Source organism: Paraburkholderia sp. JPY465, assembly GCF_050436725.1.
Taxonomy (GTDB): Bacteria; Pseudomonadota; Gammaproteobacteria; order Burkholderiales; family Burkholderiaceae; genus Paraburkholderia; species Paraburkholderia youngii.
In genome coordinates this window covers 1,172,189-1,194,509 of the sequence record NZ_JBNDMT010000002.1, presented here as the reverse complement: position 1 = coordinate 1,194,509, position 22,321 = coordinate 1,172,189, and the positions used below count along the sequence as shown (strand labels likewise).

Annotated in this window: 25 protein-coding genes; 15 read left to right on the top strand and 10 right to left on the bottom strand. The window is 65.3% G+C overall.

The window, feature by feature from the left end; genetic code table 11:
- Window positions 1–323: 323 nt before the first annotated feature.
- Window positions 324–764 (top strand): hypothetical protein, encoded by a 441-nt coding sequence (locus tag QFZ94_RS07585; protein WP_368583028.1) that lies wholly within the window; start codon window positions 324–326, stop codon window positions 762–764.
- A 66-nt stretch (window positions 765–830) separates the two neighbouring features.
- Here the strand turns inward: QFZ94_RS07585 and QFZ94_RS07580 are convergent, their stop codons facing one another.
- Both QFZ94_RS07580 and QFZ94_RS07575 read right to left on the bottom strand, forming a co-directional pair.
- Entirely contained in the window at window positions 831–1,982 is a 1,152-nt protein-coding gene (locus tag QFZ94_RS07580; RefSeq protein ID WP_429456067.1) for a peptidyl-alpha-hydroxyglycine alpha-amidating lyase family protein, read from the bottom strand.
- 105 nt (window positions 1,983–2,087) lie between these two features.
- The gene (locus QFZ94_RS07575) at window positions 2,088–2,993 is read right to left on the bottom strand and encodes a LysR substrate-binding domain-containing protein (RefSeq protein ID WP_429456066.1); all 906 of its coding nucleotides are present in this window, start codon (window positions 2,991–2,993) and stop codon (window positions 2,088–2,090) included.
- Window positions 2,994–3,093: 100 nt separating this feature from the next.
- On the opposite strand from QFZ94_RS07575, the gene QFZ94_RS07570 reads away from it, so the two are divergent.
- Both QFZ94_RS07570 and QFZ94_RS07565 read left to right on the top strand, forming a co-directional pair.
- On the top strand, window positions 3,094–4,098 hold the full coding sequence (locus QFZ94_RS07570; RefSeq protein WP_429456065.1) for a nitrilase-related carbon-nitrogen hydrolase: 1,005 nt from the start codon (window positions 3,094–3,096) through the stop codon (window positions 4,096–4,098).
- A gap of 101 nt (window positions 4,099–4,199) precedes the next feature.
- Entirely contained in the window at window positions 4,200–4,493 is a 294-nt protein-coding gene (locus tag QFZ94_RS07565) for a DUF1330 domain-containing protein (RefSeq protein WP_176106837.1), read from the top strand.
- 46 nt (window positions 4,494–4,539) lie between these two features.
- On the opposite strand, the gene QFZ94_RS07560 is transcribed toward QFZ94_RS07565, so the two are convergent.
- The 3 genes from QFZ94_RS07560 to QFZ94_RS07550 form a co-directional block, all read right to left on the bottom strand.
- Window positions 4,540–5,391, bottom strand: a complete 852-nt coding sequence (locus QFZ94_RS07560; protein ID WP_368583022.1) for a carbohydrate ABC transporter permease — start codon at window positions 5,389–5,391, stop codon at window positions 4,540–4,542.
- Window positions 5,388–6,278 carry a carbohydrate ABC transporter permease gene (locus QFZ94_RS07555; protein ID WP_176121060.1) on the bottom strand — a complete coding sequence of 297 codons (891 nt, stop codon included), beginning with the start codon at window positions 6,276–6,278 and terminating at the stop codon, window positions 5,388–5,390. The genes QFZ94_RS07560 and QFZ94_RS07555 overlap by 4 nt, the downstream gene beginning before the upstream one ends.
- Before the next feature lie 174 nt (window positions 6,279–6,452).
- Complete coding sequence (locus tag QFZ94_RS07550; protein WP_018435768.1) at window positions 6,453–7,685, bottom strand: ABC transporter substrate-binding protein; 1,233 nt, start codon at window positions 7,683–7,685, stop codon at window positions 6,453–6,455.
- A gap of 320 nt (window positions 7,686–8,005) precedes the next feature.
- Here QFZ94_RS07550 and QFZ94_RS07545 point away from each other — a divergent pair, with 320 nt between their 5' ends.
- The 3 genes from QFZ94_RS07545 (at window position 8,006) to QFZ94_RS07535 (ending at window position 10,873) form a co-directional block, all read left to right on the top strand.
- On the top strand, window positions 8,006–8,791 hold the full coding sequence (locus QFZ94_RS07545; RefSeq protein WP_429456064.1) for an SDR family oxidoreductase: 786 nt from the start codon (window positions 8,006–8,008) through the stop codon (window positions 8,789–8,791).
- Window positions 8,792–8,855: 64 nt separating this feature from the next.
- Window positions 8,856–9,938, top strand: a complete 1,083-nt coding sequence (locus QFZ94_RS07540; protein ID WP_429456063.1) for an ABC transporter ATP-binding protein — start codon at window positions 8,856–8,858, stop codon at window positions 9,936–9,938.
- A gap of 71 nt (window positions 9,939–10,009) precedes the next feature.
- Complete coding sequence (locus QFZ94_RS07535) at window positions 10,010–10,873, top strand: MurR/RpiR family transcriptional regulator (protein WP_429456062.1); 864 nt, start codon at window positions 10,010–10,012, stop codon at window positions 10,871–10,873.
- Window positions 10,874–10,888: 15 nt separating this feature from the next.
- On the opposite strand, the gene QFZ94_RS07530 is transcribed toward QFZ94_RS07535, so the two are convergent.
- Window positions 10,889–11,089 (bottom strand): hypothetical protein, encoded by a 201-nt coding sequence (locus tag QFZ94_RS07530; protein ID WP_429456061.1) that lies wholly within the window; start codon window positions 11,087–11,089, stop codon window positions 10,889–10,891.
- 49 nt (window positions 11,090–11,138) lie between these two features.
- Between QFZ94_RS07530 and QFZ94_RS07525 the strand changes: the two genes are divergently transcribed.
- Entirely contained in the window at window positions 11,139–12,374 is a 1,236-nt protein-coding gene (locus tag QFZ94_RS07525; protein ID WP_429456060.1) for a YbfB/YjiJ family MFS transporter, read from the top strand.
- Between the two features lie 23 nt (window positions 12,375–12,397).
- Here QFZ94_RS07525 and QFZ94_RS07520 read toward each other — a convergent pair whose 3' ends face one another.
- Genes QFZ94_RS07520 through QFZ94_RS07505 form a run of 4 tightly spaced genes read right to left on the bottom strand, consistent with a single transcriptional unit; the run spans window position 12,398 to window position 15,897 of the window.
- Window positions 12,398–12,772 carry a GtrA family protein gene (locus QFZ94_RS07520; RefSeq protein ID WP_429456059.1) on the bottom strand — a complete coding sequence of 125 codons (375 nt, stop codon included), beginning with the start codon at window positions 12,770–12,772 and terminating at the stop codon, window positions 12,398–12,400.
- On the bottom strand, window positions 12,769–13,518 hold the full coding sequence (locus tag QFZ94_RS07515) for a methyltransferase domain-containing protein (protein ID WP_429456058.1): 750 nt from the start codon (window positions 13,516–13,518) through the stop codon (window positions 12,769–12,771). Before QFZ94_RS07515 ends, QFZ94_RS07520 begins: the two co-directional genes overlap by 4 nt.
- Before the next feature lie 17 nt (window positions 13,519–13,535).
- Window positions 13,536–14,597: a glycosyltransferase family 2 protein gene (locus tag QFZ94_RS07510; RefSeq protein ID WP_429456057.1), complete on the bottom strand. Its 1,062-nt coding sequence runs from the start codon at window positions 14,595–14,597 to the stop codon at window positions 13,536–13,538.
- A gap of 13 nt (window positions 14,598–14,610) precedes the next feature.
- A complete protein-coding gene (locus tag QFZ94_RS07505; RefSeq protein ID WP_429456056.1) occupies window positions 14,611–15,897 on the bottom strand; it encodes a glycosyltransferase family 87 protein in 1,287 nt (428 codons plus the stop codon).
- A 671-nt stretch (window positions 15,898–16,568) separates the two neighbouring features.
- On the opposite strand from QFZ94_RS07505, the gene QFZ94_RS07500 reads away from it, so the two are divergent.
- The 8 genes from QFZ94_RS07500 (at window position 16,569) to QFZ94_RS07465 (ending at window position 22,301) form a co-directional block, all read left to right on the top strand.
- Window positions 16,569–16,781, top strand: coding sequence for a hypothetical protein (locus tag QFZ94_RS07500; RefSeq protein ID WP_429456055.1), 213 nt, complete (start codon window positions 16,569–16,571; stop codon window positions 16,779–16,781).
- A 100-nt stretch (window positions 16,782–16,881) separates the two neighbouring features.
- Window positions 16,882–17,052 carry a Flp family type IVb pilin gene (locus QFZ94_RS07495; RefSeq protein ID WP_013092552.1) on the top strand — a complete coding sequence of 57 codons (171 nt, stop codon included), beginning with the start codon at window positions 16,882–16,884 and terminating at the stop codon, window positions 17,050–17,052.
- Between the two features lie 67 nt (window positions 17,053–17,119).
- Window positions 17,120–17,290: a Flp family type IVb pilin gene (locus QFZ94_RS07490; RefSeq protein ID WP_368583004.1), complete on the top strand. Its 171-nt coding sequence runs from the start codon at window positions 17,120–17,122 to the stop codon at window positions 17,288–17,290.
- A gap of 30 nt (window positions 17,291–17,320) precedes the next feature.
- Window positions 17,321–17,863, top strand: coding sequence for an A24 family peptidase (locus QFZ94_RS07485; RefSeq protein WP_410851165.1), 543 nt, complete (start codon window positions 17,321–17,323; stop codon window positions 17,861–17,863).
- Window positions 17,864–17,899: 36 nt separating this feature from the next.
- Window positions 17,900–18,730 carry a Flp pilus assembly protein CpaB gene (gene cpaB, locus QFZ94_RS07480; protein ID WP_410851164.1) on the top strand — a complete coding sequence of 277 codons (831 nt, stop codon included), beginning with the start codon at window positions 17,900–17,902 and terminating at the stop codon, window positions 18,728–18,730.
- Between the two features lie 100 nt (window positions 18,731–18,830).
- Window positions 18,831–20,732, top strand: coding sequence for a type II and III secretion system protein family protein (locus QFZ94_RS07475; protein ID WP_429456054.1), 1,902 nt, complete (start codon window positions 18,831–18,833; stop codon window positions 20,730–20,732).
- 21 nt (window positions 20,733–20,753) lie between these two features.
- Window positions 20,754–21,068: a hypothetical protein gene (locus tag QFZ94_RS07470; RefSeq protein ID WP_429456053.1), complete on the top strand. Its 315-nt coding sequence runs from the start codon at window positions 20,754–20,756 to the stop codon at window positions 21,066–21,068.
- Window positions 21,069–21,089: 21 nt separating this feature from the next.
- Window positions 21,090–22,301 (top strand): AAA family ATPase, encoded by a 1,212-nt coding sequence (locus QFZ94_RS07465; protein WP_368582997.1) that lies wholly within the window; start codon window positions 21,090–21,092, stop codon window positions 22,299–22,301.
- The last annotated feature ends 20 nt before the right edge of the window (window positions 22,302–22,321 follow it).

Sequence of the window (22,321 nt, the reverse complement as noted above, 5' to 3'; positions counted from 1 at the left end):
GATGTTTTCATCGGGCTGTCATCGCCGTCCGGCTACGATCGTCCGTCGCTTCACTTCCGCGCTCGCCCCGCGGGGCGTTGTTTTGCGCTGGCATTCTTCCACCTGAACAACCATCCGGACATGTCGAACAGAAAAATCGTCAAGACAACGCCTGCCGACGAGGGCCGCTCACCACGAGCGGCCCTTGTTTTTCGCGGTCACCGCAAAAAACAATACCCCATTCATTTTGTTACACGTCTTACCGCGATGGACTGTCGCAGTTACAAAGGCCTTTCGAAAGCCCCGCTATACTCGGCGCCGTCTCACTAAAACAAAGACCCGATATGTCCAAGAAGATCATCCAGATGGTTGCCGTGGCCGCATTGAGCGCCGCGGCGTCGTTGCCGGCCCTCGCCGGTGATATGAACAACATGCTCGGCGGCGCGCTCGGTGGCGTGGCCGGCGCGGCAGTCGGCGGCGCGGTTGGCGGCAGCACCGGCGCGGTGATCGGTGGCGCGGTGGGCGGTGGTGCGGGCGGCGCGGTCACGTCGAATCGTCGCGAACGTACCGGCGCGATCATCGGCGGCGCGCTCGGTGGCGGCGCGGGCACCGCGGCCGGCAACGCGATGGGCGGCCGCACAGGCGGCCTCGTCGGCGCGGCGCTGGGCGGTGGCGCGGGTTCGGCGCTCGGCGGCAACATCTCCCGCTCGAACTCGTACGCCGACGACTACTCGCGCGGCTACTATTCGGGCAAGCGCCATCACAAGCATCGCCATTACGACTGAGATGGCTTGACATCGACGGGACCGGTCCGCGTGCGCATCAAAAGCGGACGCGCCGGCCCTCGTCTATCACGCATGCAAGACCAGTTTCTGAACACGCCAGTTCAGCAACTCGGCAATGAATAAGACGTTTTCCGAAGGGCACGCCATCTCGTGAATCCAGCCGAACTGTTTCGGCTGTTTGCCCGCTTTGCCGAGTACGCCGAGCACTTTGCCATCGAGCGTCATCTTGTAGATGCGGCCCGGAAACGCGTCGGCGCTATAGAGCACCTGATTCGGTCCCGGCGAAATACAGATCGCCCAAGGCGAGCCCGGCGCGAACGTGCCCGCGGCGAGCTCCGCTTCGCTCGGCATGTTGCCGATCGCGGGGCGCGCGTCCGGCGGCACCGGCACGTCGATCGTGAACTGGCGCAGGAACGTGCCCTCGGTATCGAACACCTGGATGCGCCGGTTGCTGCGATCGGCCACGTACACGTGGTCGTGCGCATCGACTGCGATGCTATGGGGTGTATGGAACTGCCCTGGTCCGGTGCCGCGATCACCCCATGACTTCAGCCAGTTGCCGTCGCGATCGACCTTCGCGACGCGCGAGTTGATGTACCCGTCGCTGATATAGGTGTTGCCTGCCTTGTCCCACGCGACGTCGGTCACCTGGCGAAAGCGTCCGGGTTCGGACGGCAGCGGCGGGTTGGGATGCTTGAGCGGCGCGGTCTCTTCGTCCGATGCTTCCTGCTTGCGGCCGAACACCATCGCGACCCGTCCTTCCGGCGTGAACTTGATCACCATGTCCGAGCCCTTGTCGGTGACCCAGATGTTGTCATGCCGGTCTACCTTCACCGTGTGCGCGAACGACCACGCATACAGGTTGTGACCGATCTCGCGCACGAAGCGTCCATCGGGCGCGAACTCGAGCAATTGCGCGGCGGCCGCGCCATACGCGGGGCCGGTGGTGTTGCCGCGCGACAGCACGAAGATATGGCCATGCGAATTGAGCGCGACGCCCGAGCATTCGCCGAAATACGTGTCGTTCGGCAAACGTACGGGATTGGCAATCGAGTCATAAGCAATCGTGCGGACGTCGGGTGCGTCCGCGGCGAACGCGGACGGCATCGCGAGTCCGGCGGCGCTGCCCGCAAGCAGGCTCATGAAAGTCCGACGGCTCATCGCCCGGTGGTCGGGACTGCCGCAGCACGCACAAAACGACTCGTATCGCTCGCTCATTGTTTGTCTCCTTTGATCCATCGCTTGAAGTGTGCAAAGGCAAGCCTAGTGCACAAAACGCTTAATAGCTAAGTCGTTTTGCGATGCTGGAAGAGACAATTCCCGTTATGCGCGTCCCATGCTCTTTGCGGCGCGTCCTGTCGATTTCGCCGCGCCACGCACGAACTCGACGAAACGCGCGGTCACCGGATCGTCGCGTGTAGGCTCCCATGCGAGTCCGACGCGCCAGCGTGCCGCCACATCGCGTAGCGGTATGACGGTCGCATCGCGCAGCAGGGATTGCACCCGCGACGGCACGAACGCCGCGCCGACGCCAGCGGCGACGGTCGCGAGCACCGTCTGGATGTCGTCGGCTTGCTGGATCACGCGCGGCACGAAACCATGCGCGCCACACCACCGATCGATCTGCGCAGCCAGACCCGGCCCGCGTCCACGCGCGAGCGCAATGAATCCCGGCTCGTTCAACCGGTCCAGATTGGCAGGCAAGCGCTTGACGCTGGCGTTTTGCGGCAACGCGAGCGCCAGTCGTTCATCGAGCACGGCGAACGATGCCAGTCCGCCCTCGGCGGGCAAGCGTAGAAAGCCGACGTCGAGTTTGCCGGCCAGCAGCCGTCTGCTTTGCTCCGCCGACGACAGATCGTTGAGCGTGACGGAAACATTCGGATTGAGCCGCCGGAACTCGGCGATCAACGGGGGCGCGAAGTCGAGAGTGGAGAGCCCGAGCCCGATGCGCAATGCGCCGCGTTTGCCGCTGCCCGCCTCGCGTGCGCGCGCGAGAACCTCATCGGCATCCCGGATCAGCGCGATGGCATCGGCCAGAAACGCTTCGCCGAACGCGGTGAGTTCAGCGCCATGCCGGCCGCGCACGAACAGGCGCGCGCCGAGGCTCGATTCGAGCGCAACGATCTGCTTGCTCAGCGCGGGCTGGCTCAAGCACAGATGGTCCGCAGCGCGACCGAAATGGCGTTGTTCGGCCACCGTCACGAAAGCGCGCAATAACTTCAGTTCCATTCTCTTCGCCTATCGAACGGATCGAAATATTCATTTTACTTATCGATGTACGGCGGGTCCAATGAGGCTATCCGGAATCACCGTTTGTGAGGTATTTGACGTGTCTGCTTCGATGCTGCGTGTTGCCGCCGTTCCGTTGGAGTTGTCGTGCCGGGGGATTCCGCCACAGGTCACTCGCGTTTCGCTTGTCGCAGAGCGGCTTGCGCGTGCCGCGCGCGAAGGGATCGGGCTGGCGGTGTTTCCCGAAGCGTGTCTGGTCGAGTGCGCGAGTCTGGCGAAGCTGCGTCGGCGTGAGGTCGAAGCGCTGGCCGAGCCGCTCGATGGACCGTCGGTCAGCGCGGTCGCCGAGGCGGTCGAAGCGACGGGCGTCGCCGCCGGTGTCGGCCTGTTCGAGCGCGCGCCGGACGGGCGTATTTTCAACAGCTACGTGATTTGCCTGCCCGGCGGCATCCGTCATTGTCATCGCAAGCTGCATGCGTTCGAGCATCGGCGCGTCGAATGCGGCGACCGCTTCACCGTCTTCGACACGGCCTGGGGCGTGCGCATCGGCGTGCTGATCGGCGCCGACAACTATCTGATCGAAAACGTGCGCATGAACGCGCTGATGGGCGCAACGCTGCTGGTCGCGCCGCACCGGCGCTATCTGAGCGCGAGTCAATCCGACGAGCGCGATTCGATTGGCGCGCTGCGCCGCTGGATGCCAGCGCGCGCGGCCGATAACGGCATGTTCGTCGCATTCAGCGGAGCGACCGAGGGCGGCTGCGAGAAAGGCAACGAGAAAGACAAGGAGAAAGGCAACGAGAACATCGGCGAAACGGACGCCGCGTTGATCGTCGACCCTTGCGGCCGCGTTCTCGCCGACAGCGTCGGCCGTGAAAGCGCATTCGTGTCCGCCGAACTCGACACGGCGTTGATCGGTGAGAGCGCCGGCCGCCGATGGCTCGAAAGCCGCCGCCCGGAACTTTACGGTCCGCTGGCGCGGGCGGCTGGCGCAGCGCGGGCCATGCCACCGCATACCGCAGTCGCGGCGCGCGGCGGCGCGGTACCGCTCAGCGTCGCCGTGGTGGGTCGCGACCGGCTGACAGTCAGATGGAATGTGCGGTGACGGCAGGGCATCGCGAGCCAGCCCGCTTTGCTACCATGCAGGACAGCGACCGATATGGTCCGCTTTCGTCCCGCGTTGTTCCATCACACAAGGAGATTCGAATGAGCAAAGGTTATTGGGTGACGTCATACCGCAAGACAAACGATCCGCAGAAACTGGCCGCGTACGCGCAACTCGCCCCCGCCGCGGTGGCGGCGGCGGGCGGGAAGTTCATCGTGCGAGGTGTGGCGGACGAGGCGCGCGAGCAGGGCCTGAAGGAACGCACGGTCGTGATCGAATTCCCGACCTATGAAGCGGCCGTGGCCGCTTACGAAAGCGATGAGTACAAGAAGGCGCTGGCCGCATTGGGCGATGGCGTCGAGCGTGATCTGCGCATCGTGCGCGGCGCCGACTGACGCGCAAGCCGATGTCCACACTGCGCGGCATGCGCCGCGCAGCCACTCACTTCACCGCGCCGAGCGCGAGCCCCTTCACCATATAACGCTGCAACCACGCAAACACGATCGAAACCGGCAGCGTCGCGCCCAAGGTCGCGGCCATCACCAGATGCCATTCGACCACGTACTTGCCCGCCACCATATCGGTCACCTGCACGGTCAGCGTTTTGTTTTCCGGCGAGCGGATCAACGTATAGACGACCGCGAACTCGTTCCACGCATTGATGAACGTGAAGATCGCAGTGACGACGATCGCCGGCACCGCGAGCGGCAGAAATACCTTGAACACCGCGCGCGTACGGCTGCAGCCTTCGAGCCACGCGGATTCCTCGAGATCCTGCGGCACGGTCTGAAAGTACGACGACAGCATCCACACCGCGAACGCGATATTGAACGCCGCGTACGACACGATCACGCCGATCCTCGAATCGACCAGGTTGCCGTCGCCCCACGGAATCATCGCCGCGAGCCGGAACAGGCCGACCACCAGCAGGATCGGCGACAGCATCTGCGTGACGAGCAGGAACTGCCTGTACAGACCGCGTCCGCGAAACGGAAAGCGCGCGAGCGCGTAAGCGGCGGGCAGGCTCACCGCGAGTGCGAGCGCGGTGGACAGGCAACTGATGATCGCGCTGTTGCGCAGCGCGACGCCGAAGTTGGCCGCCTCCCACATGTCGACGAAATTGCGCCACTGCCACTGCACCGGCAGCCAGCGCGCCGGATAGACGAAGATCTCCGACGCGGGTTTGACCGAGGTGAAGAACATCACCGCGAACGGAAACAGTATGACGATCACGAGCGGCGTCAGCGCGATCCAGCACCACAGCGAGCGTTTGGTCTTCGCGCTGAGACTCATGACGGCACTCCTTCTTTCGTGCGTTGCAGACGCAGATAAGCGATCGAGAACGCGAACAGCATCACGAGCATGATCAGCGAAACGGCGGCCGCTTCGCCGGGGCGTCCGAGCCGGAAGCCGAGTTCGTACAGATAGGTGACGAGGATGTGCGTGCTGTTGTCCGGCCCGCCTTGCGTCATCACCCAGATGATCGGAAACGAGTTGAACACATAGATCACGTTCAGCAGGATCGCCATGTTGATGAACGGGCGCAGCAGCGGCATCGTCAATTGACGGAACTGCTGCCACGCGCTCGCGCCGTCGATCCGCGCAGCTTCGTAGATATCGCTCGGCACCGAAGACAGGCCGCCAAGAAAAATCGTCACCGTGAACGGAATCGACACCAGAATGCCGACCGCGATTTCGACGGGGAATGCGAACTCGGGCGTCGCGAGCCAGTGAATCGGGCCACTGATCAGGCCGAGCCGCTGCAGCGTCACGTTGACCATGCCGTAGTCGTCGTTGAAGGCCCAGCGCCAGACGACGGCGGTCATCGTCAGCGACACGGACCACGGCAGCATCACGATCGTGCGCGCGACACCGCGGCCGTGAAAGTCCTGATTCAGAATCAGTGCGACAGGTACCGAGATCAGCACCGTGCCACCCACCACGCACACGGTCCAGATGATCGTGCGGCGTACCGAAGCGACAAACACCGGGTCCTGGAATACGTTGATGAAGTTCTGCGCGCCGGTGAAGTCGCGAATCGCGCCGAAGCGCGACACCTCATGCAGCGATTGCCACACGATGTTGAAAATCGGGTAGCTGATGATGAACAGCGCGAGCACGAGGCTCGGCGCAATCAGCAACCAGGGCGCATGCGCGCGCGGAGAAACGGAACGGCTCATGCGTGCTCGATCGTGAGACGCGCCCGCTTTCTGGCGGCGGGCGCGACGGAATGGGCCGGTGGGTGCATCGTGCTGCATAGGCTCGAATGTTGGGGTGGCGTGGCGCAACGCGCGGCGCTTTAGCTACGGCGCCGCGCGTCCCCTGTTCGTCTCGTTACTGCCGCAAGCCGCGCATCAATGACCGAGCGACTTGTTCGCCTGCGCAGCCGCCGCATTCAACGCGTCAGCCGGTTGCGCCTTGTTCAGATATATCGCTTGCATCGAGTCGGTCACGGCCTTTGCGGTGTCTTCCCAGCCGGTCACGGTCGGCGCGAAGTGAGCCGTGGGCAGCAACGCGATGAACGCCTTGATGTCCGGATCGTTGAACGCCGGGTCCGCCGCTTCGGCCTTCGTCGTGGGCAGGAAGCCTTCGGTCGTCGTGAACTCGACGCGCGGCTCCTTCGTGAACAGATAGTCGAGGAACTTCCACGCGGTCTTCTTCGCCTTCGAGTTCTTGAACATCACGATCGAGTCGGTGACCGCGTAGGTGGCGTGCGTCGTGCCCATCGGCACCGGATCGATGCCGTACTTCAGGTTCGGCGCTTCCTTCTTGATCTGCTTCGCGAGGAACGGCGCGGAGATCACCATCGCGACGCGGCCCTGCTTAAACAGGTTCTGTACGTCTTCGCGGCTATAGCCGGTGACGCCCGGTTGCGTGAGACCCTGGTCGATCATCTGCTTGTACATCGTCGCGGCCTTCACGCCCGCCGGCGAATTGAACGCGGCCTTGCCGTCCTTGCCGACCACGTCGCCGCCCATCGTCCACAGCGCGTAGTAATAGTAGACGTCGGTTTCGATTTCCTTGCCTTGCAGACCGAAGCCGGCGATGCCTTGCGCCTTCAGCTTCTTCGATGCATCGATCACGTCGTTCCAGGTCTTCGGGCCGTCGGGATAGCCGACCTTCGCGAGCATGTCCTTGTTGTAGTACAGCGCGCGTGCGGACGCGGCGATCGGCAGCCCGTAGGTCTTGCCGTTGATCTGGCCAGGCGCCAGGAACGGACCGATGAAGCGGGCCTTGAAGTTCGCGTCCATGTAGCCGTCCAGCGGTTCGGCGACGTCGTCCTTCACGAAGTCGAGCAGCCAGCGCGTGCCGACGATCGCGAGGTCCGCGTTGGCGCCCCCGGAGATGTCCGTTTGCAGCTTCTGTTGCAGCGTATCCCAGTTCACGTCTTCGATCTTGATGGTCGTGCCGGGGTTGGCCTTCTCGAAGTTGCGGGCCATTTTCTCGAAGTACGGCGCGGTCGCGTCGCTGTAGTGAGCGACCGTCACGCGGACCGTTTCGGCGTGAGCCGACACGGCGATACCTGCAAACGCGAGCGCCACGGCGACTTTGCCTAGCGCGAGGGAAGCACGGGCATGCAACGACATTTTTCTCTCTCCTGTGGGTGGTTTGCTGCCGTCGCCGGCCGCCTTGGGTACATTGTTTGAAAAAATCCTACATGACGCAAAATAGCTTGTCACGTAGGGTCTGCGATATTTTTTCCTCGCTGATTTTGTGCATAAGATGCTGGAAAGCATGGGGTATTCTGCAGTGCGCGATGGTACGAAAACCCACTCTTCGGGATGACCGGACAGTTTTCGCAAAACGCGTTTTGTAAGAAATTTACAGCGGTGTGCGCGGCGCGAGCCGGGTGGCGGAGGGCGACGGCAAGACGGCCGAATCGGCCGGACGAACGAGCGAGGAATACATGGATCGTGTCGTATTGGTAACGGGCGCATGCGGCGGTATTGGCAGCGTGTTATGCGAGCGCTTCGTCGAGGCGGGCGATACCGTGCTCGCGCTCGACATCGACGTGGCCGCGCTGCAAGCGCTGAGCGCGCGTCTCGGCGCACAACGGGGCGCAGACAAAATCGTGCCGGTCGCGGTCGATCTCGGCGACGCCGCGGCGGTGCAGCAAGCGGTGGCAGCGGCGGTCGCGCAGCGCGGACCGGTCGACGTGCTGGTCGCGAACGCGGGCGCCGCGCTCGGCGCGTCGCTCGCGACCACCGACGCCGCGAGCTGGCACCGCGACATCCATCTGAATCTGAACGGCACGTATCACACGGTCGAGGCGGTGCGCGCGTCGATGATCGAACGGCAGCGCGGCGCGCTCGTGCTGATCGGCTCGGTGAACGGTCTTGCAGCGCTCGGTCACCCGGCATATAGCGCTGCGAAGGCCGGCCTCATCAGCTATACGAAGTCGCTCGCGATCGAGCTGGGCCGCTATGGCATTCGCGCGAACATCGTGTGTCCGGGCACCGTGAAGACGCAGGCGTGGCAGGCCCGCGTCGACAAGAATCCGCAGGTGTTCGAGGAACTGAAGAAGTGGTACCCGCTGCGCGACTTCGCGACGCCCGACGACATCGCCGACGCGGTGCTGTTTCTCGCGTCGCCGCAAGCGCGCGTGATCACCGGTGTCGCGTTGCCGGTCGACGGCGGCTTGATGGCGGGCAACCGGCTAATGGCGCAGGAGCTGACGCTCGAGTCGTTCTGAGCGGCGCACGGCGCGCGCATCACGACACCCGCAATACAACACGCAGCAAGACGATGAGGACAGCATGGCAGCAGTGCAACTGAGCGGCATCTTCAAACGCTATGGCGACACCCAGGTCGTGCACGGCATCGATCTCGACATCGACGACGGCGAGTTCGTCGTGCTGGTCGGTCCGTCGGGCTGCGGCAAGAGCACGCTGATGCGGATGGTGGCGGGGCTCGAGGAAATCAGCGGCGGCGATCTGATGATCGGCGGCACGCGCGCGAATACGCTCGCGCCGCAGCAGCGCAATATCTCGATGGTGTTCCAGAGCTACGCGCTGTATCCGCATCTGTCGGTGTATGAAAACATCGCGTTCGGTCCGAGAATCCGCAAAGAGTCGTCGGAGAAATTCAAGCCGCGTATCGATGCGGCCGCGAAGATGCTGAACCTCAGCGGCTATCTGGACCGTTTGCCGCGCGCGCTGTCGGGCGGTCAGCGGCAACGCGTCGCGATGGGCCGCGCGGTGGTGCGCGAGCCGTCGCTGTTCCTGTTCGACGAGCCGCTGTCGAATCTCGACGCAAAGCTGCGCGTGCAGATGCGCACTGAGATCAAGGCGCTGCATCAGCGCTTGAAGAACACGGTGATCTACGTCACGCACGATCAGATCGAAGCGATGACGATGGCCGATCGCATCGTCGTGATGAACGCGGGACGGATCGAGCAGATCGGCCGTCCGCTCGAACTGTATGACCGGCCGGCGAATCTGTTCGTCGCGAGCTTCCTCGGCTCGCCGTCGATGAATTTCGTCGAGGGCGTGATCGTCAATCGCACCCATGGTGAAGGTCTCGCGTTGAAGCTCGCGGACGGCAGCGAGGTCGCGCTCGAACGCACGCCTGCGTCGGCCGTGGTCGGTGCGAAGGTCACGCTCGGCGTGCGGCCCGAGCACATCGAGATCACGACGCTGATACCGGATGCCGCGCTCGACGTCGAAGTGATCGAGCCAACTGGCGCCGAGACGCACTTGTACGGGAAAATAGGCGGCTCCGCGTGGTGCGTGACGACGCGCGAACGCTCGAAGATCGAGCCCGGTCAGCGCGTTGCGCTGCGTCTGCCGGCCGAACACATTCATCTGTTCGATACGGAGAGTGGACGCAGGCTGGTTTGACCAGGCCGATTGAAGCCGTAGAAGCTGCGAGCGACGCGGATCCATATGAAACAGCCCCTAAGGAACACCGGGTGTCCGCACCGAACTTGATTCCCCATATCCGCAACGCACTCGCGAGTCTGCGGCCCGCCGAGCGCAAGGTCGCCGACATGGTGCTCGCCGACGTCGACTTCGCGATGCGCGCGAGCATCACCGATCTCGCGCAGCGCGCCGACGTGTCCGAGCCTTCCGTCACGCGTTTTTGCCGCGCGATCGGTGCGCACGGTCTGCGCGACTTCAAGATGCAGCTCGCGCAGAGCGTGGCGGGTGGCTTGCCGTATGCGTCGACCGCGGTCGCCCGCGACGACGACGTGCAGACCTTGATGGACAAGGTCGGGGAAGCGGCGATCGACGGCATCACGCATGCGCGCGGCGCGCTCGATCCTGCGGTGGTCGAAAGCGCGATCGCGGCGCTTGTCAGCGCCCGGCGCGTGTTTTTCTTCGGGGTGGGTTCAGGTTCGGGGCTCGTCGCGCAGGATGCGGCGCTGCGGTTCTTGCGCATCGACATCGCGGCGGCCGCGTTCACCGATGGTCATTTGCAGCGTCTTTACGCGGGCCTGATGGAGCCGGGCGACGTCGCGTTTGCGATCTCGCATTCGGGGCGCAGCGTCGAAGTCAACGAAAGCATCCAGATCGCGAAGGAGCGCGGCGCGACGACGATCGCGCTGACCAACGTCGGCTCGCGGCTCGCATGGCTCGCCGATATTCCGCTGCTGCTGCGCGTGGCGAGTCCGATCGATCCGAATACGCCGGGCGTATCGCGGCTCGTGCATCTGTGCATCATGGATGCGCTCGCGATCGGCGTCGCGCTGAAGGCCGGGCCCGAGGCGCTGGAAAAGATGCGTCACGCGAAAGCGCGGCTCGTGCCGCATGAGCCGGAAGGGGCGGGCGGGTAGAGCGCGCTCGAAGCGCTAGCGCGCCGTCCTCTTCGGCCGGCCGATCATCGATACCTTGTCCACCGGCTGCGCGACCGTTGCCGCCGGGCGAACCTTGCCGCCCATCGGCAGATCGATCAATTGCCGTTTGCCGTGCCTCGCGAGTTCGAGCGAGAAGCTCGCTGCGAAACGTCTCTCCCAGCTATCATGGCAATCTGCCGCATGCGTCCAACTCATCGTCCAATCAGAACCGGCTCGAAGCGTTCTCGTTCAGGTCCGTCCGCCCATGTCCTCCCATTCCGCCGACACCGCACCGCACGCTCCAACCACGACCACCGCCCAACGTCCGCCGACACTGCTGCTGGCCGCCGCGCTGTCGCTCGGCAGCGCAACAGCGCTCGGTTTCGCGCGCTTCGCCTACGCGTTGCTGTTGCCGTCGATGAAGCTCGACCTCGGCTGGAGCTTCGCGCAGGCCGGTGCGATGAACACCGCGAACGCGCTAGGCTATCTGCTCGGCGCGCTGGTGTTCCCGCGCCTCGCGCGCCGCTGGTCGGCGGGCGCGCTGTTCGCGGGCGGTTGCGTGCTGACCGCGCTGTTGATGGCCGGCAGCGGCCTCACCGCCAGCACGGATGTGCTTCTGACACTGCGCGTGATCACCGGTGCGAGCAGCGCGGCGATTTTCATCGGCGGCGGCGTGCTGGCGGCGCGGCTCGCGTCGGCGCGCCCGCGCGACGCGGGGCTCGTGCTCGGTCTGTATTACGGGGGCACCGGCTGGGGGATCGTCGCGTCGTCGGTGCTGGTGCCCGTGACGATCCTTGACGCCGCCCACGGCTGGCAGTTCGCGTGGTTCGCGCTGGCGGCGGCCTGCGCGCTGTTCGCCGCGGTCGCGATCGGCGCGTCGCGCAGAATCGAGCGCGCGCATACGAGCGCGGCGGCTGCCGCGCATGCAGCCGGCGCCACTTCCGCGCCGGGTTGGCCGCACTACGCGGCCGCGCTCGCGGGCTATGGACTGTTCGGCGTCGGCTATATCGGCTACATGACTTTCATCGTCGCGCTGTTGCGCAACGCCGGCATGAGCGCGGCGGTCGTCACCGGCTTTTATCTGCTGCTCGGCGCGGCGACCGTGGTGTCGGCGCGAATCTGGTCGACACTGCTCGATCGCATGCGCGGCGGCCAGGCGCTCGCCGTGCTCAACGCGCTGCTAGCGATCGCGACGCTGCTGCCCGCGATCTTCACGCAGCCGTGGGTCGCGTTCGTTTCGGGCACGCTATTCGGCGCGACGTTCCTGTCGGCGGTCGCATCGACGACCGCGTTCGTGCGCCACAATCTGCCCGCGAGCCACTGGGCGAAGGGCATCAGCGCCTTCACGATCGTGTTCGCGTTCGGGCAGATCGTCGGGCCGGTCGTGATCGGCTGGGTGTCGGATGGCGCCGGGCTCGCGCGCGGGCTCGTGTATTCGGCGCTGCTGCTGGCGGGTGGCGCGGTGCTCGCGGCGTGTCAGAAGGCGTTGCGCACGGCGTGAGCCGCGTTACGTGTGCTTCGTATTCAGCGATACGTCCAGCACCGATGCGCGATGAACGTGAGCGGCGGCACCACGCACACGACGAGCGCGATACCGAGCGCGGGCGGGCCGCCCGCAAGCTGCGTCAGGCGCGCTACGAGCGCGGTCAACGTCAGGCCGCCCAGCGATACGAGCACGAACCGCCCAGCGTTCACCAACGCGGGCAGCGCCGAAAAACTCCAGAACGTGTTCAACAGATACGAAGCCGCCGTCGCCCACGTGAACGCGATCGCGTTGGCCCACGGCGGCGACATGGCGGCGTCCGCTATCAGCGTCAGCGCAATGCACACATGCAGGCCCGTCGCGATGACGCCGCTCGCGCCAAAGCGCATCAGCTTGACTCGATCGACCGGCATCATCGTGACGCTCCGTCGCGCTTGCGCAGGACCGCGAACAGCGATACGCCATAAGGCAGCGGCGCATGCGCGAGCCAGTGGCGCTCGGCGCTGAAAATGCGGTACAGCGCCGCGTTGAGCGGCCACGGCGGAATCGCGTCGCCGCTCGAGTGCTGACGATGCAGCAGCCGATCGGCCCAACGCGCGAGCACCGCGACCGGATACAGCAGCGTGTTGAAATAGCTGATGCGTTCGACTTCGTAGCCGGCTGCGGCCGCACAGCGCATCAGCGAAGCGCGGCTATAGCGGCGGTAGTGGTGCAGGAAAACATCGTGCGCGCTCCACAGATGGTGTCCGGCCGGCACCGTCACGACGATGCGGCCACCCGGCGTCAGCAGCTCGCGCATGCCGGCGAGCGAGCCGGCGTCGTCGGCGATATGTTCGAGGCAGTCGAAGAAGCAGATCAGGTCGAAGCGTTCGCCGTTGAATGGCACGTCGTCGGGGCAGTGGCCCGCGCGGATGTCGAACTGCTTGCCGGTCTTGCGCGCGCTCAGCGCCCGAGCAGTCGGGTCCATCTCGAGGCCGCTGACGGTGCCGAAGCCGGCCAGCATGTCGAGGTTGCCGCCGGTGCCGGAGCCTACTTCGAGCACCCGTGCGCGGCGCGGTAACGCGAGCCGTTCGAGCAGCGTGCGCAGCACGTCGCGCCGCGCGCGAAACCACCAGTGTCCAGCTTCGGTCTCGGCCATTTCGAGGTAGGCATCGGGAGACATGATTAACTCCTCAACTGTCAGTGGCCGACTACGCGAAACCGTGGCGCGGCACGCCTGCGTGTCGGTTCGACGCGCCCCACATGCGCTACGCGCGCATCCTGGCGCACGCCCGGCAACATGCTGACCTTGCTCTTCGCCTGATAGCGGCGCCGCACCAGATAAACGGGCCGTTCCTTCGACTCGTAGTAAATGCGGCCGACGTATTCGCCGATCACGCCGATGCCGATCAGCTCGATGCCGCCCATGAACAGCATCACCGAGATCGTCGACGCGTAACCGGGCACCGGATTGCCCGACCACAGCGTGCGGCCGATGACGAACCCGCCGTAGACGAACGCGAGCGTGGCGATGGACAGTCCGATATAAGTCCAGCTGCGCAACGGCACCGTGCTGAAGCTCGTGATGCCTTCGAGCGCGAAGTTCCACAGCCGCCAGCCGGAGAACTTCGAGTGACCGGCGCTGCGCGGCTCGCGTTCGTATTCGACGATCACGGTGCGGTAGCCGACCCACGCGAACAGGCCCTTCATGAAGCGACGACGCTCCGGCAGGCTGCGCAGTGCGTTGACCACCTGACGATCGATCAGCCGGAAATCGCCGACATTCTCCGGCAGCTTCACTTCGGACAGTGCGTTGTGCACGCGATAGTAGAGCGCGGCTGCCGTGCGTTTGGCGAACGTATCGCACAGGCGGTTCGTGCGTTTGGCCGCGACTACTTCGGCGCCCGCGCGCCAATGCTCGACCATCACCGGGATCAGGCTCGGCGGGTCCTGCAGGTCCGCGTCGATCGGAATCACCGCATCGCCGAACGCTTCGTCGATGCCGGCGGTCAACGCCGCTTCCTTGCCGAAGTTGCGTGTCAGGTCGATCACCCGAATGCGACGGTCGCGGCTGCTCTGCGCGATCAGCCGATCGAGCGTCGCGTCGCTGCTGCCGTCGTTGATACAGACGATCTCGAAGCGCGTGCCGTCGATCGATTCGAGCACCGGCACGACTGCCGCGAAGAAGCGTTCCACCGCGTCCTGCTCGTTATAGAACGGCACGACGAGTGAGATCAGTGGCGTGGTTGTATGAGTTGGCATGACGCTTCCCCGTTTATCGAATGATTCGAGCCGCGTGCGAATAGGCGAGGGCGGCGCGCTCGTCGCGTTCTTCGTCCATTGCGCGCACGCGGCGCATGACGAGCAGCAGCACCAGCAGCAGAACGATCGGGCCGATCTGCGGCAACTCGGTCGTGCGGTTGAAGAGTTCATAGGCCGGCAGCAGCCACGCAAGCGCAATCACGCTCTGCTCGCCGCGCAGCCAGCCTCTGTCGAGCCCGAGCGCGGTCAGGCAGGCCGTCGCGATGCCGAGCCACGCCAGTTCGTAGTGCCACACGTACGGGTTAGTCAGCAACGTGGCGACGACGAGGCTCGCCGCGCGCAGCCGCGTGTCGCGCGTGTTGCGCCACACGTGCCATGCGGCTGCCGCAGCAATCAGCCCAACGCAGGCGTGGACCGCAAAGGCCGCGACGATCGGCGCGCCGCCCTCGCGCAGCACAGCGAACACGGTTGGCGACGCGAGCCAGTAGCCGCGGCATTGTTCGAGCAGCGTCTCGCGGGCAATGCCGGTGTTGATGAAGAAGAGCCGCACCGTTTGCACGCCGCAGACCAGCACGCTGATCACGCCGAGCAGCGCCGCGCTGAACGCGGCGGCCGCCAGCGTGCGCCATGCGCGCGCGGCGATCAGCACAAGCGGAAACAGCACGGCCATCTGCGGCTTGATCGCGAGCAGGCCGAGGCACAACCCCGCGCGTACCGGATGGCGACGCAGCCAATGCAGCGTGAGCGCCGCGATGCCCGCGGTCAGCAGCGAGTTCTGACCGAACAGGGCTGGCACGAACACGCACGGCGAGGCCGCGACGACGAACCATGCGAAGCGCGATCCCCTGAAGCTGTCGGCAAGGCCCGACACTCGCAGCGTGCCCGCGCTGAGCAGCGCAATGCCGCCGCCGACGAACACGAAGTACATGACGAGCCGCGGCAATAGCGCGAGCGGCGAGATCAGCACGAGGAAGGTCGGCGGGTAGAGCCAGGGCATCACGCTGTCTTGCTTGACGGTCGTGAATAGCGCGCGCTGCAGCTTGTCGAACAACGCATGGTCGTAGACCTGCATCGCCGAACCGTGCAGCAGTCCATACGAGGCCGACCAGAAAATCGAAAAGTCCTCACCGGGACGCGTGAGGCGCTGGTCGGTGAAGCCGTGGCTCGCATAGGCCCACAACCCGATGATCACCGCATACAGCGCGCACATTCCGCTGCAGTAGAAGACGATGCGCTCGTGCGTGAGCCAGCCGCGAATCTCGCTGTCGCCGCTGCGCATGCGTAGCTGTGATGCGTACATGATCCCCGCCCCCGTGTGATCCGGATCAGGTCTGTCGACCCTCCGTTCGTTCTGTTTATTGATTCCGTTTTGTATGTGTCTGCGCGTGACATCGAATCAAAACCCGTGTCGTTGCGCTGAACCGGTCAGCTCATTGTTGGCGGAAATTTATGTGACTTTCAAGCTCGCGTTTTCCTGGCCGCGAGTCACGCGCTGCCGATTCACCCAATTAACGGGCCAAACGGTCAGCGTTGTGTGCGCCAACGCACCAAGCCGTCTCATCGATGAGACGCTTTGGACCGGCGCGCCATTCGGGAAGGCCGATTTCTCAGCGATATTCCGTTTTTACCGGCTCAGGGAAAGTCCTGGACAAAAAATGCCGAGCCTTGTCCAACGGGGCTTTACGCGTTCCGCGAAGTGTTCGGCGGCCTATGCGAAACGTTGCGGATTCGGACATTCCGGACGCGAATCGGGCGCGAGGCTCGAGGCCAGTCGGCTCGAACCCCTGTCGTTACGCTGTTTTCGCAAAGCTGGTCCCGTCCTTGCGATGGGGAGTGCGCGGAAGTCGACGACACGATGCTGCGGACCTGACAGACAGCACACCATGGCGCGAGAGAGAGCCAACGTCGACTGACCAGCGGGTGCTGGCCTCGAGCCGGCGCCAAGAAAAAATCACGAAAGACGGGGGATGTATGTACAACAAGTTCACGCGACTGCGCGGCGGTAACAAGCTCATGAGCGGCGCCCATCGTGCGGCCATGCTGCGTCAGCGGCACACGGCCGCAATGCTGCGGCTTGCCCGGCAGCTGCCGCTTCACTTCCCACGTTTCCTCCAGTTCGTGTCGCCCAGCGTTACGCCCATGCGGATCAAACACCGCGCGACGCTGACCGGGCGGCGAAACTAGCTCGCAGTTTTCCGCAGTTCCCAGCAGTGCCCGTAGTGCCACCGCCCACGCCAATCCTGGTAACGGGTTTAAATCGTTAGTCCTCCACAGGAGTCGAATCATGAAGAACATCATCGCTACCGCAGCCCGTTTCGTTCGTGACGAAGACGGCGTGACCGCCATCGAATATGGGCTGCTCGCCGGCCTGATCGCGCTGTTGATCATCGGCGGCGTGACCCTGCTCGGCCAGCATCTGCAGACGATTTTCAACAACCTCGCGGACTCGGTCTGAGTCATCTTGCCGACGGACGAACCTCACGATTCGTCCGTCACTTTCCAACTGAATACGGGGGCCTGTCATGAAGAAGCTGATTGCGCGCGCGCTGCGTTTCGCTCACGACGAAGACGGCGTGACCGCCATCGAATACGGTCTGCTCGCCGGCCTGATTGCACTGCTGATCATCGGCGGTGTGACCACGCTCGGCACCAACCTCAGCGCGATCTTCAACAATCTCGCCGACTCGATCTGACGCGGCTCGATCATCCATCACGAGGTCGTCATGACGCTGCCACTTCTGCCGCCACATCCTGTACCGCTGTGCGTGATCGTGCTGGCGATCGTGGCAGCGAGCACGGATCTCACCGCGAGGCGCATTCCCAATCGCCTGATCGTACTCGGGCTCGCCGTCGCGCTTGCCGTGCAGATGTCGATTCACGGGCCGCTCGCCGGCGCGCTCGACTGGCTGAGCGGCGCCGCGTGCGGCTTCGCTTTGCTGTTGCCGTTCTATCTGCTGCGCGGCATGGCCGCCGGCGATGTGAAGCTGCTGATGACGATCGGCGCATGGGTCGGACCCGCGCTGACCTGGCGGATCGCGCTCGCCACTTTTCTGATCGGCGGACTCTGGTCGCTGCTGATCGTGCTGTGCCGCGGCAGATTCGCGCGCTTGCTCGCGAATCTGCGGCAACTGATCGGCGGGTTCGTCGTCGCGCCGCTCAGACAACCGAGCCTGATCGATGCGCGCTCTGGATCGGTCGGGTCGATTCCCTACGGCGTTGCGATCGCGGCCGGCACCCTCGGAATGCTGTTCGCGGCCGCGCTGTAGCCGGACGTTTCCACTGAACGATGCGGGAGTGTTGCCATGAAAAACAGTCGGGCTTTAGTGATGCTGACGATCGCCGTGCTGGCGGGCCTCGCGGCCGTGAGTTTCGCGTCGCGCTGGTTGCTGCAGACCTCGTCGGCCGCGGTGACGTCGGTCGCGGTGGCGTCGTCGGACATCAGTCTCGGCCAGCCGCTGAACCAGAACCTGATTCACATGGTCAGCTGGCCGACTTCGAGCGTGCCGCCCGGTGCGTTCGCCGACGGCAAGGCGCTCGAAGGGCGCGTGCTGCTGACGAGTCTCGCGCCCGGCGAGCCGGTGCTCGAATCGAAGCTCGCGCCGCAGGGCACCAAGGGCGGCCTGTCCGCGGTGATCGGCGAAGGCCATCGCGCGATCACGGTGCGGGTGAACGACGTGGTCGGCGTCGCGGGCTTCGCGCTGCCGGGCAACTACGTCGACGTGATCGTCAACACGCAGCAGGCGAACAAGACCGACGCGGCGCAAAGCATCTCGAAGATCGTGCTCGAAAAGATCCTCGTGCTCGCGGTCGCGCAGCAGGTGAGCCGCGACGACACCGCGCCGAAAGTGGTCAACGCGGTGACGCTCGAAGTGACGCCCGAGCAGGCCGAGAAGCTCGACCTCGCACGCAGCGTCGGCACGCTGTCGCTGGTGCTGCGCAACCAGGTCGACAAGCAGACCCCGAGCACCGGCGGCGCGACCAAGCTGACCTTGCTCGACGTGCCGGTGCCGGCTTCGGCGCCCGCCGCACCCGAAGTGCGTCCGGTGCGCACCCACTATGCGGCACGTCCGGCGCCCAGGCGCGATTGCGTCGGCGTGCTGTCGGGAGTGACGGGCAGCGTCGAATGTTTCTAGCGCGGTCGCGGCGCGCCGGTTTTTGACTGACGCCGCGATCTGAATCAGAAGGCAATCAAAAGACGTCTCGGTTCACCTATCGAGCGACGGGGGCAGCAACATGAAAACACAACAACGGTTCTCATCCGGTGGCGGCAAGCGTTGCCGCTCGCTCGGCGGCACGGTGCTAGCCGCCGCGTTATGCGCCGGGTTAACGGCTGCGCACGACAGCGCCGCTCAAACGATGGCCGCCGCGCAAATGCCGCCGGGCTGGGGCGCGCAGGCCGCGCCGCTGCCGGTCGGCCGGGGCGCCGTGCCGATGCTGGTGAGCAACACGCCGATGCCGACCGGCGCGACGAGCGGCCGGATGGTCGCCCCCGCGCAGCTGACCGGGCCGAACTGCACCGGCGAGATTCGCGACGAATCGAACGTGTCGGTCGCGGTCGGCAAGTCGATCCTGGTTCCGCTCGTCGAGCCCGCGCGCAACCGCACGCTCGGCAATCCGGTCGTCGCGCAGGCGACGCTCGTGTCGCAGCGCACGCTGTACGTGGTCGGCATGAGCGTCGGCACCACGAACATGATCGTGCAGGGCCGCAGCGGCGCATGCCAGATCATCGACGTGAGCGTCGGCGTCGATGCCGACGGGCTGCAACGCACACTCGCGCAACTGCTGCCGAACGAGCGCGGCATTCGCGTGTCGAGCGCGGCCGGCAACCTCGTGCTCGCGGGCCGCGTATCGAGCGGGCAGGCCGCGCAGCAGGCGATGAGCATCGCCGGCGCTTACGCGGGTGCGCAACCGACCCAGCAAGACCAGTCGAGCACCGCGAGCTTCGGTAACGGCGGTTCGATCTCGCAGCAGAGCTCGAGCGTTAGCAAGGGCTCCGAAGTCATCAACATGATGTCGGTCGATTCGCCGCAACAGGTGATGCTCGAAGTGAAGGTCGCCGAGGTGTCGAAGACGCTGCTCAATCAGTTGGGTGCAGCGGTCAACATCCAGGGCGGCTTCGGTTCGTGGACCGGCGCGCTGGTGAGCAGCCTGCTCGCCGGCGTCAGCAGCGGTATCGCGGTGAGCAAGGCGAACAACAGGCCGTTCAACATCGCCGTCGACGCACAGAAGAGCGACAGCCTCGGCAAGATTCTCGCGGAGCCGAACCTCGTCACGCTGAGCGGCCAGGAGGCGTCGTTTCTCGCGGGCGGCCGGGTCTTCATTCCGGTGCCGCAAAGCAACGGCACGGGCGGCTCGACGATCACGCTGCAGGAAGAAGAGTTCGGCGTCGGCCTCAAGTTCACGCCGACCGTGCTCGCCGGCAGCCGCGTGAATCTGAAGGTCGCGCCGGAAGTGTCGGAACTGTCGCCGACCGGCGTCACCGTCCAGGCGACCGGCACGAGCAGCAGCGCGATCCTGCCGCTGATCACGACGCGGCGCGCGTCGACGACGGTGCAGATGAACGACGGCGAGAGCTTCGCGATCGGCGGGCTGATTCAGAACAACATCACCGGCGCGTTGAAGGCGCTGCCCGGTATCGGCGAAGTGCCGGTACTCGGCGCGCTGTTTCGCAGCACGTCGTTCCAGCAGGATCGCACGGAGCTGATCTTCATCGTCACCGTGCATCTGGTGAAGCCGCTGCCGCCGGGCGACTATCCGCTGCCGACCGATAGCTTCACCGGCGTGTCCGACGGCACCGTCTACGCGACCGGCAACATGGAAGGCCGCCGGCCCGCCGCACTGCCGAACGCGCCGCAGATGCCCGCGCAACCGCAACCGCAACCGCAACCCGCGGCGCCCGCACCGGTTCCGACGCCGGCACCGACCGAAGGCTCGGCCGCCCCCGCCGCGCTGCTCCCGCGCGACACCCAGGCGGACCGGCCGGCACCGTCGGCGGCGATGCCACCGGCCGACAAGACGGCAACTACGCCAACGTCGGCAACGCAAGTGCAAACCGGCGCCGAACCAACACTCGCCAAAGCCGACGCCACGAGCCCAGGCAACCCGACGCTCAAGGCCACCCGGCTCAACCCGTAACGCGCCGCGAAGGAGACTCTCATGAAACTCGAACATCTTCTGATCACGCGCCGCGCGGCGTTGCTGCTGACGGTGTGCACCACGCTGGTCGGCTCGTTGAGCGGCTGCATGTCGAGCTCGCCGATCTGGGACGCGCACGTCGGCGACGCCGTGCGCACCGTAACGCAGATGCAGATCATCGATCCGCATGCGGGCGAGCACACGCCGTCGACACCGGGAGTCGACGGCAGGGCCGCGGTCGCCGCGCAGCAGCAGTACGACAAGTCGTTCCAGACGCCGGCCACGACGTTCAATCCGTTCGTGATCGGGATCGGCAGCAACGGCGGCAGTCAGTGATGGCGGACGCGGGGGAACATCATGATCAACATCCTGGCTCTCTCTGAAGACGGTGCACGGCTCGCTCAGATCGCGCATCTGAGCGGCGAAGCCGGCGACTACCGGATCACGCGCGCGATGGGCACGCCGTCGCTGCTCGGCGAACGCGGCAATACGCTCGACGCGTTCGACGTGCTGATCGTCGACGCCGCGTCGCTGAAGGATGCGGAGCTCGCGGTGGTGGAGCGGCTGCATCGCGAGCATGGGCGGCTCACCTGCATCCTGCTGATCCCCGACGCGTCGCCGCAGACGCTGATCGCCGCGATGCGCGCGGGCTTTCGCGACGTGCTGAACTGGCCGCTCGATTCGCGCCAGTTCGCCGACGCGTTGCAGCGCGCACAGGCGCAGAGCCTGCAAGGCGGCACGCGCGACACGCGGATTCTGTCGTTCGTGTCGTGTAAGGGCGGCGCGGGCACCAGCTTCATCGCCGCGAACGTCGCACATGCGATCGCAAGTCTGCCGCAGAAAAAACGCGTGCTGCTGATCGATCTGAACCAGCAGTTCGCGGATGCCGCGTTCCTCGTCTCCGACCAGACGCCGCCGTCGACGTTGCCGCAAATCTGCGCGCAGATCGAGCGCATGGATGCCGCGTTCTTCGACACGAGCGTCGTGCACGTGAGCGACAGCTTCCATATCCTCGCCGGCGCGGGCGATCCGGTGAAGGCGGCCGAGGTGAAGGAAGACCGTCTCGAGTGGCTGCTCGGTGTCGCCGCGCCGCATTACGACTTCGTGCTGTTCGATCTCGGCCAGACGCTGAACCGGCTGTCGATGCTCGCGCTGGATCGCAGCGACCAGATTCATCTGGTGCTGCAGGCGAACATGCCGCACGTGCGCGCCGGCCGCCGGCTGCAGGAGATTCTGTGCTCGCTCGGCTACGCGCAGGAGCAGATGCGGCTGATCCTGAACCGCTATACGCGGCACGGCGAGCGGCCGCGCGCCGCGCTCGAATCCGTGCTCGGCATGAGCGCGTATCAGGTGATTCCCGAGGATGCCGATACGGTGACCGATTCGATGAACCAGGGACTGCCGGTGTCGAAGACCGCGCGCGGCAGCGGGGTTGCGCGCAGCCTGCAGGCGCTCGCCGAAAACATCGCGGCGCGCGCGAACAAACCGGGGCGCTCGCGCGCGAAAGGTGAGTCGCTATTCGGGCGGCTGCTCGGCCGCCAGCCGCCGCCGAAACTCGAAACGCTTTAACGCTCCAACGCCACACGATC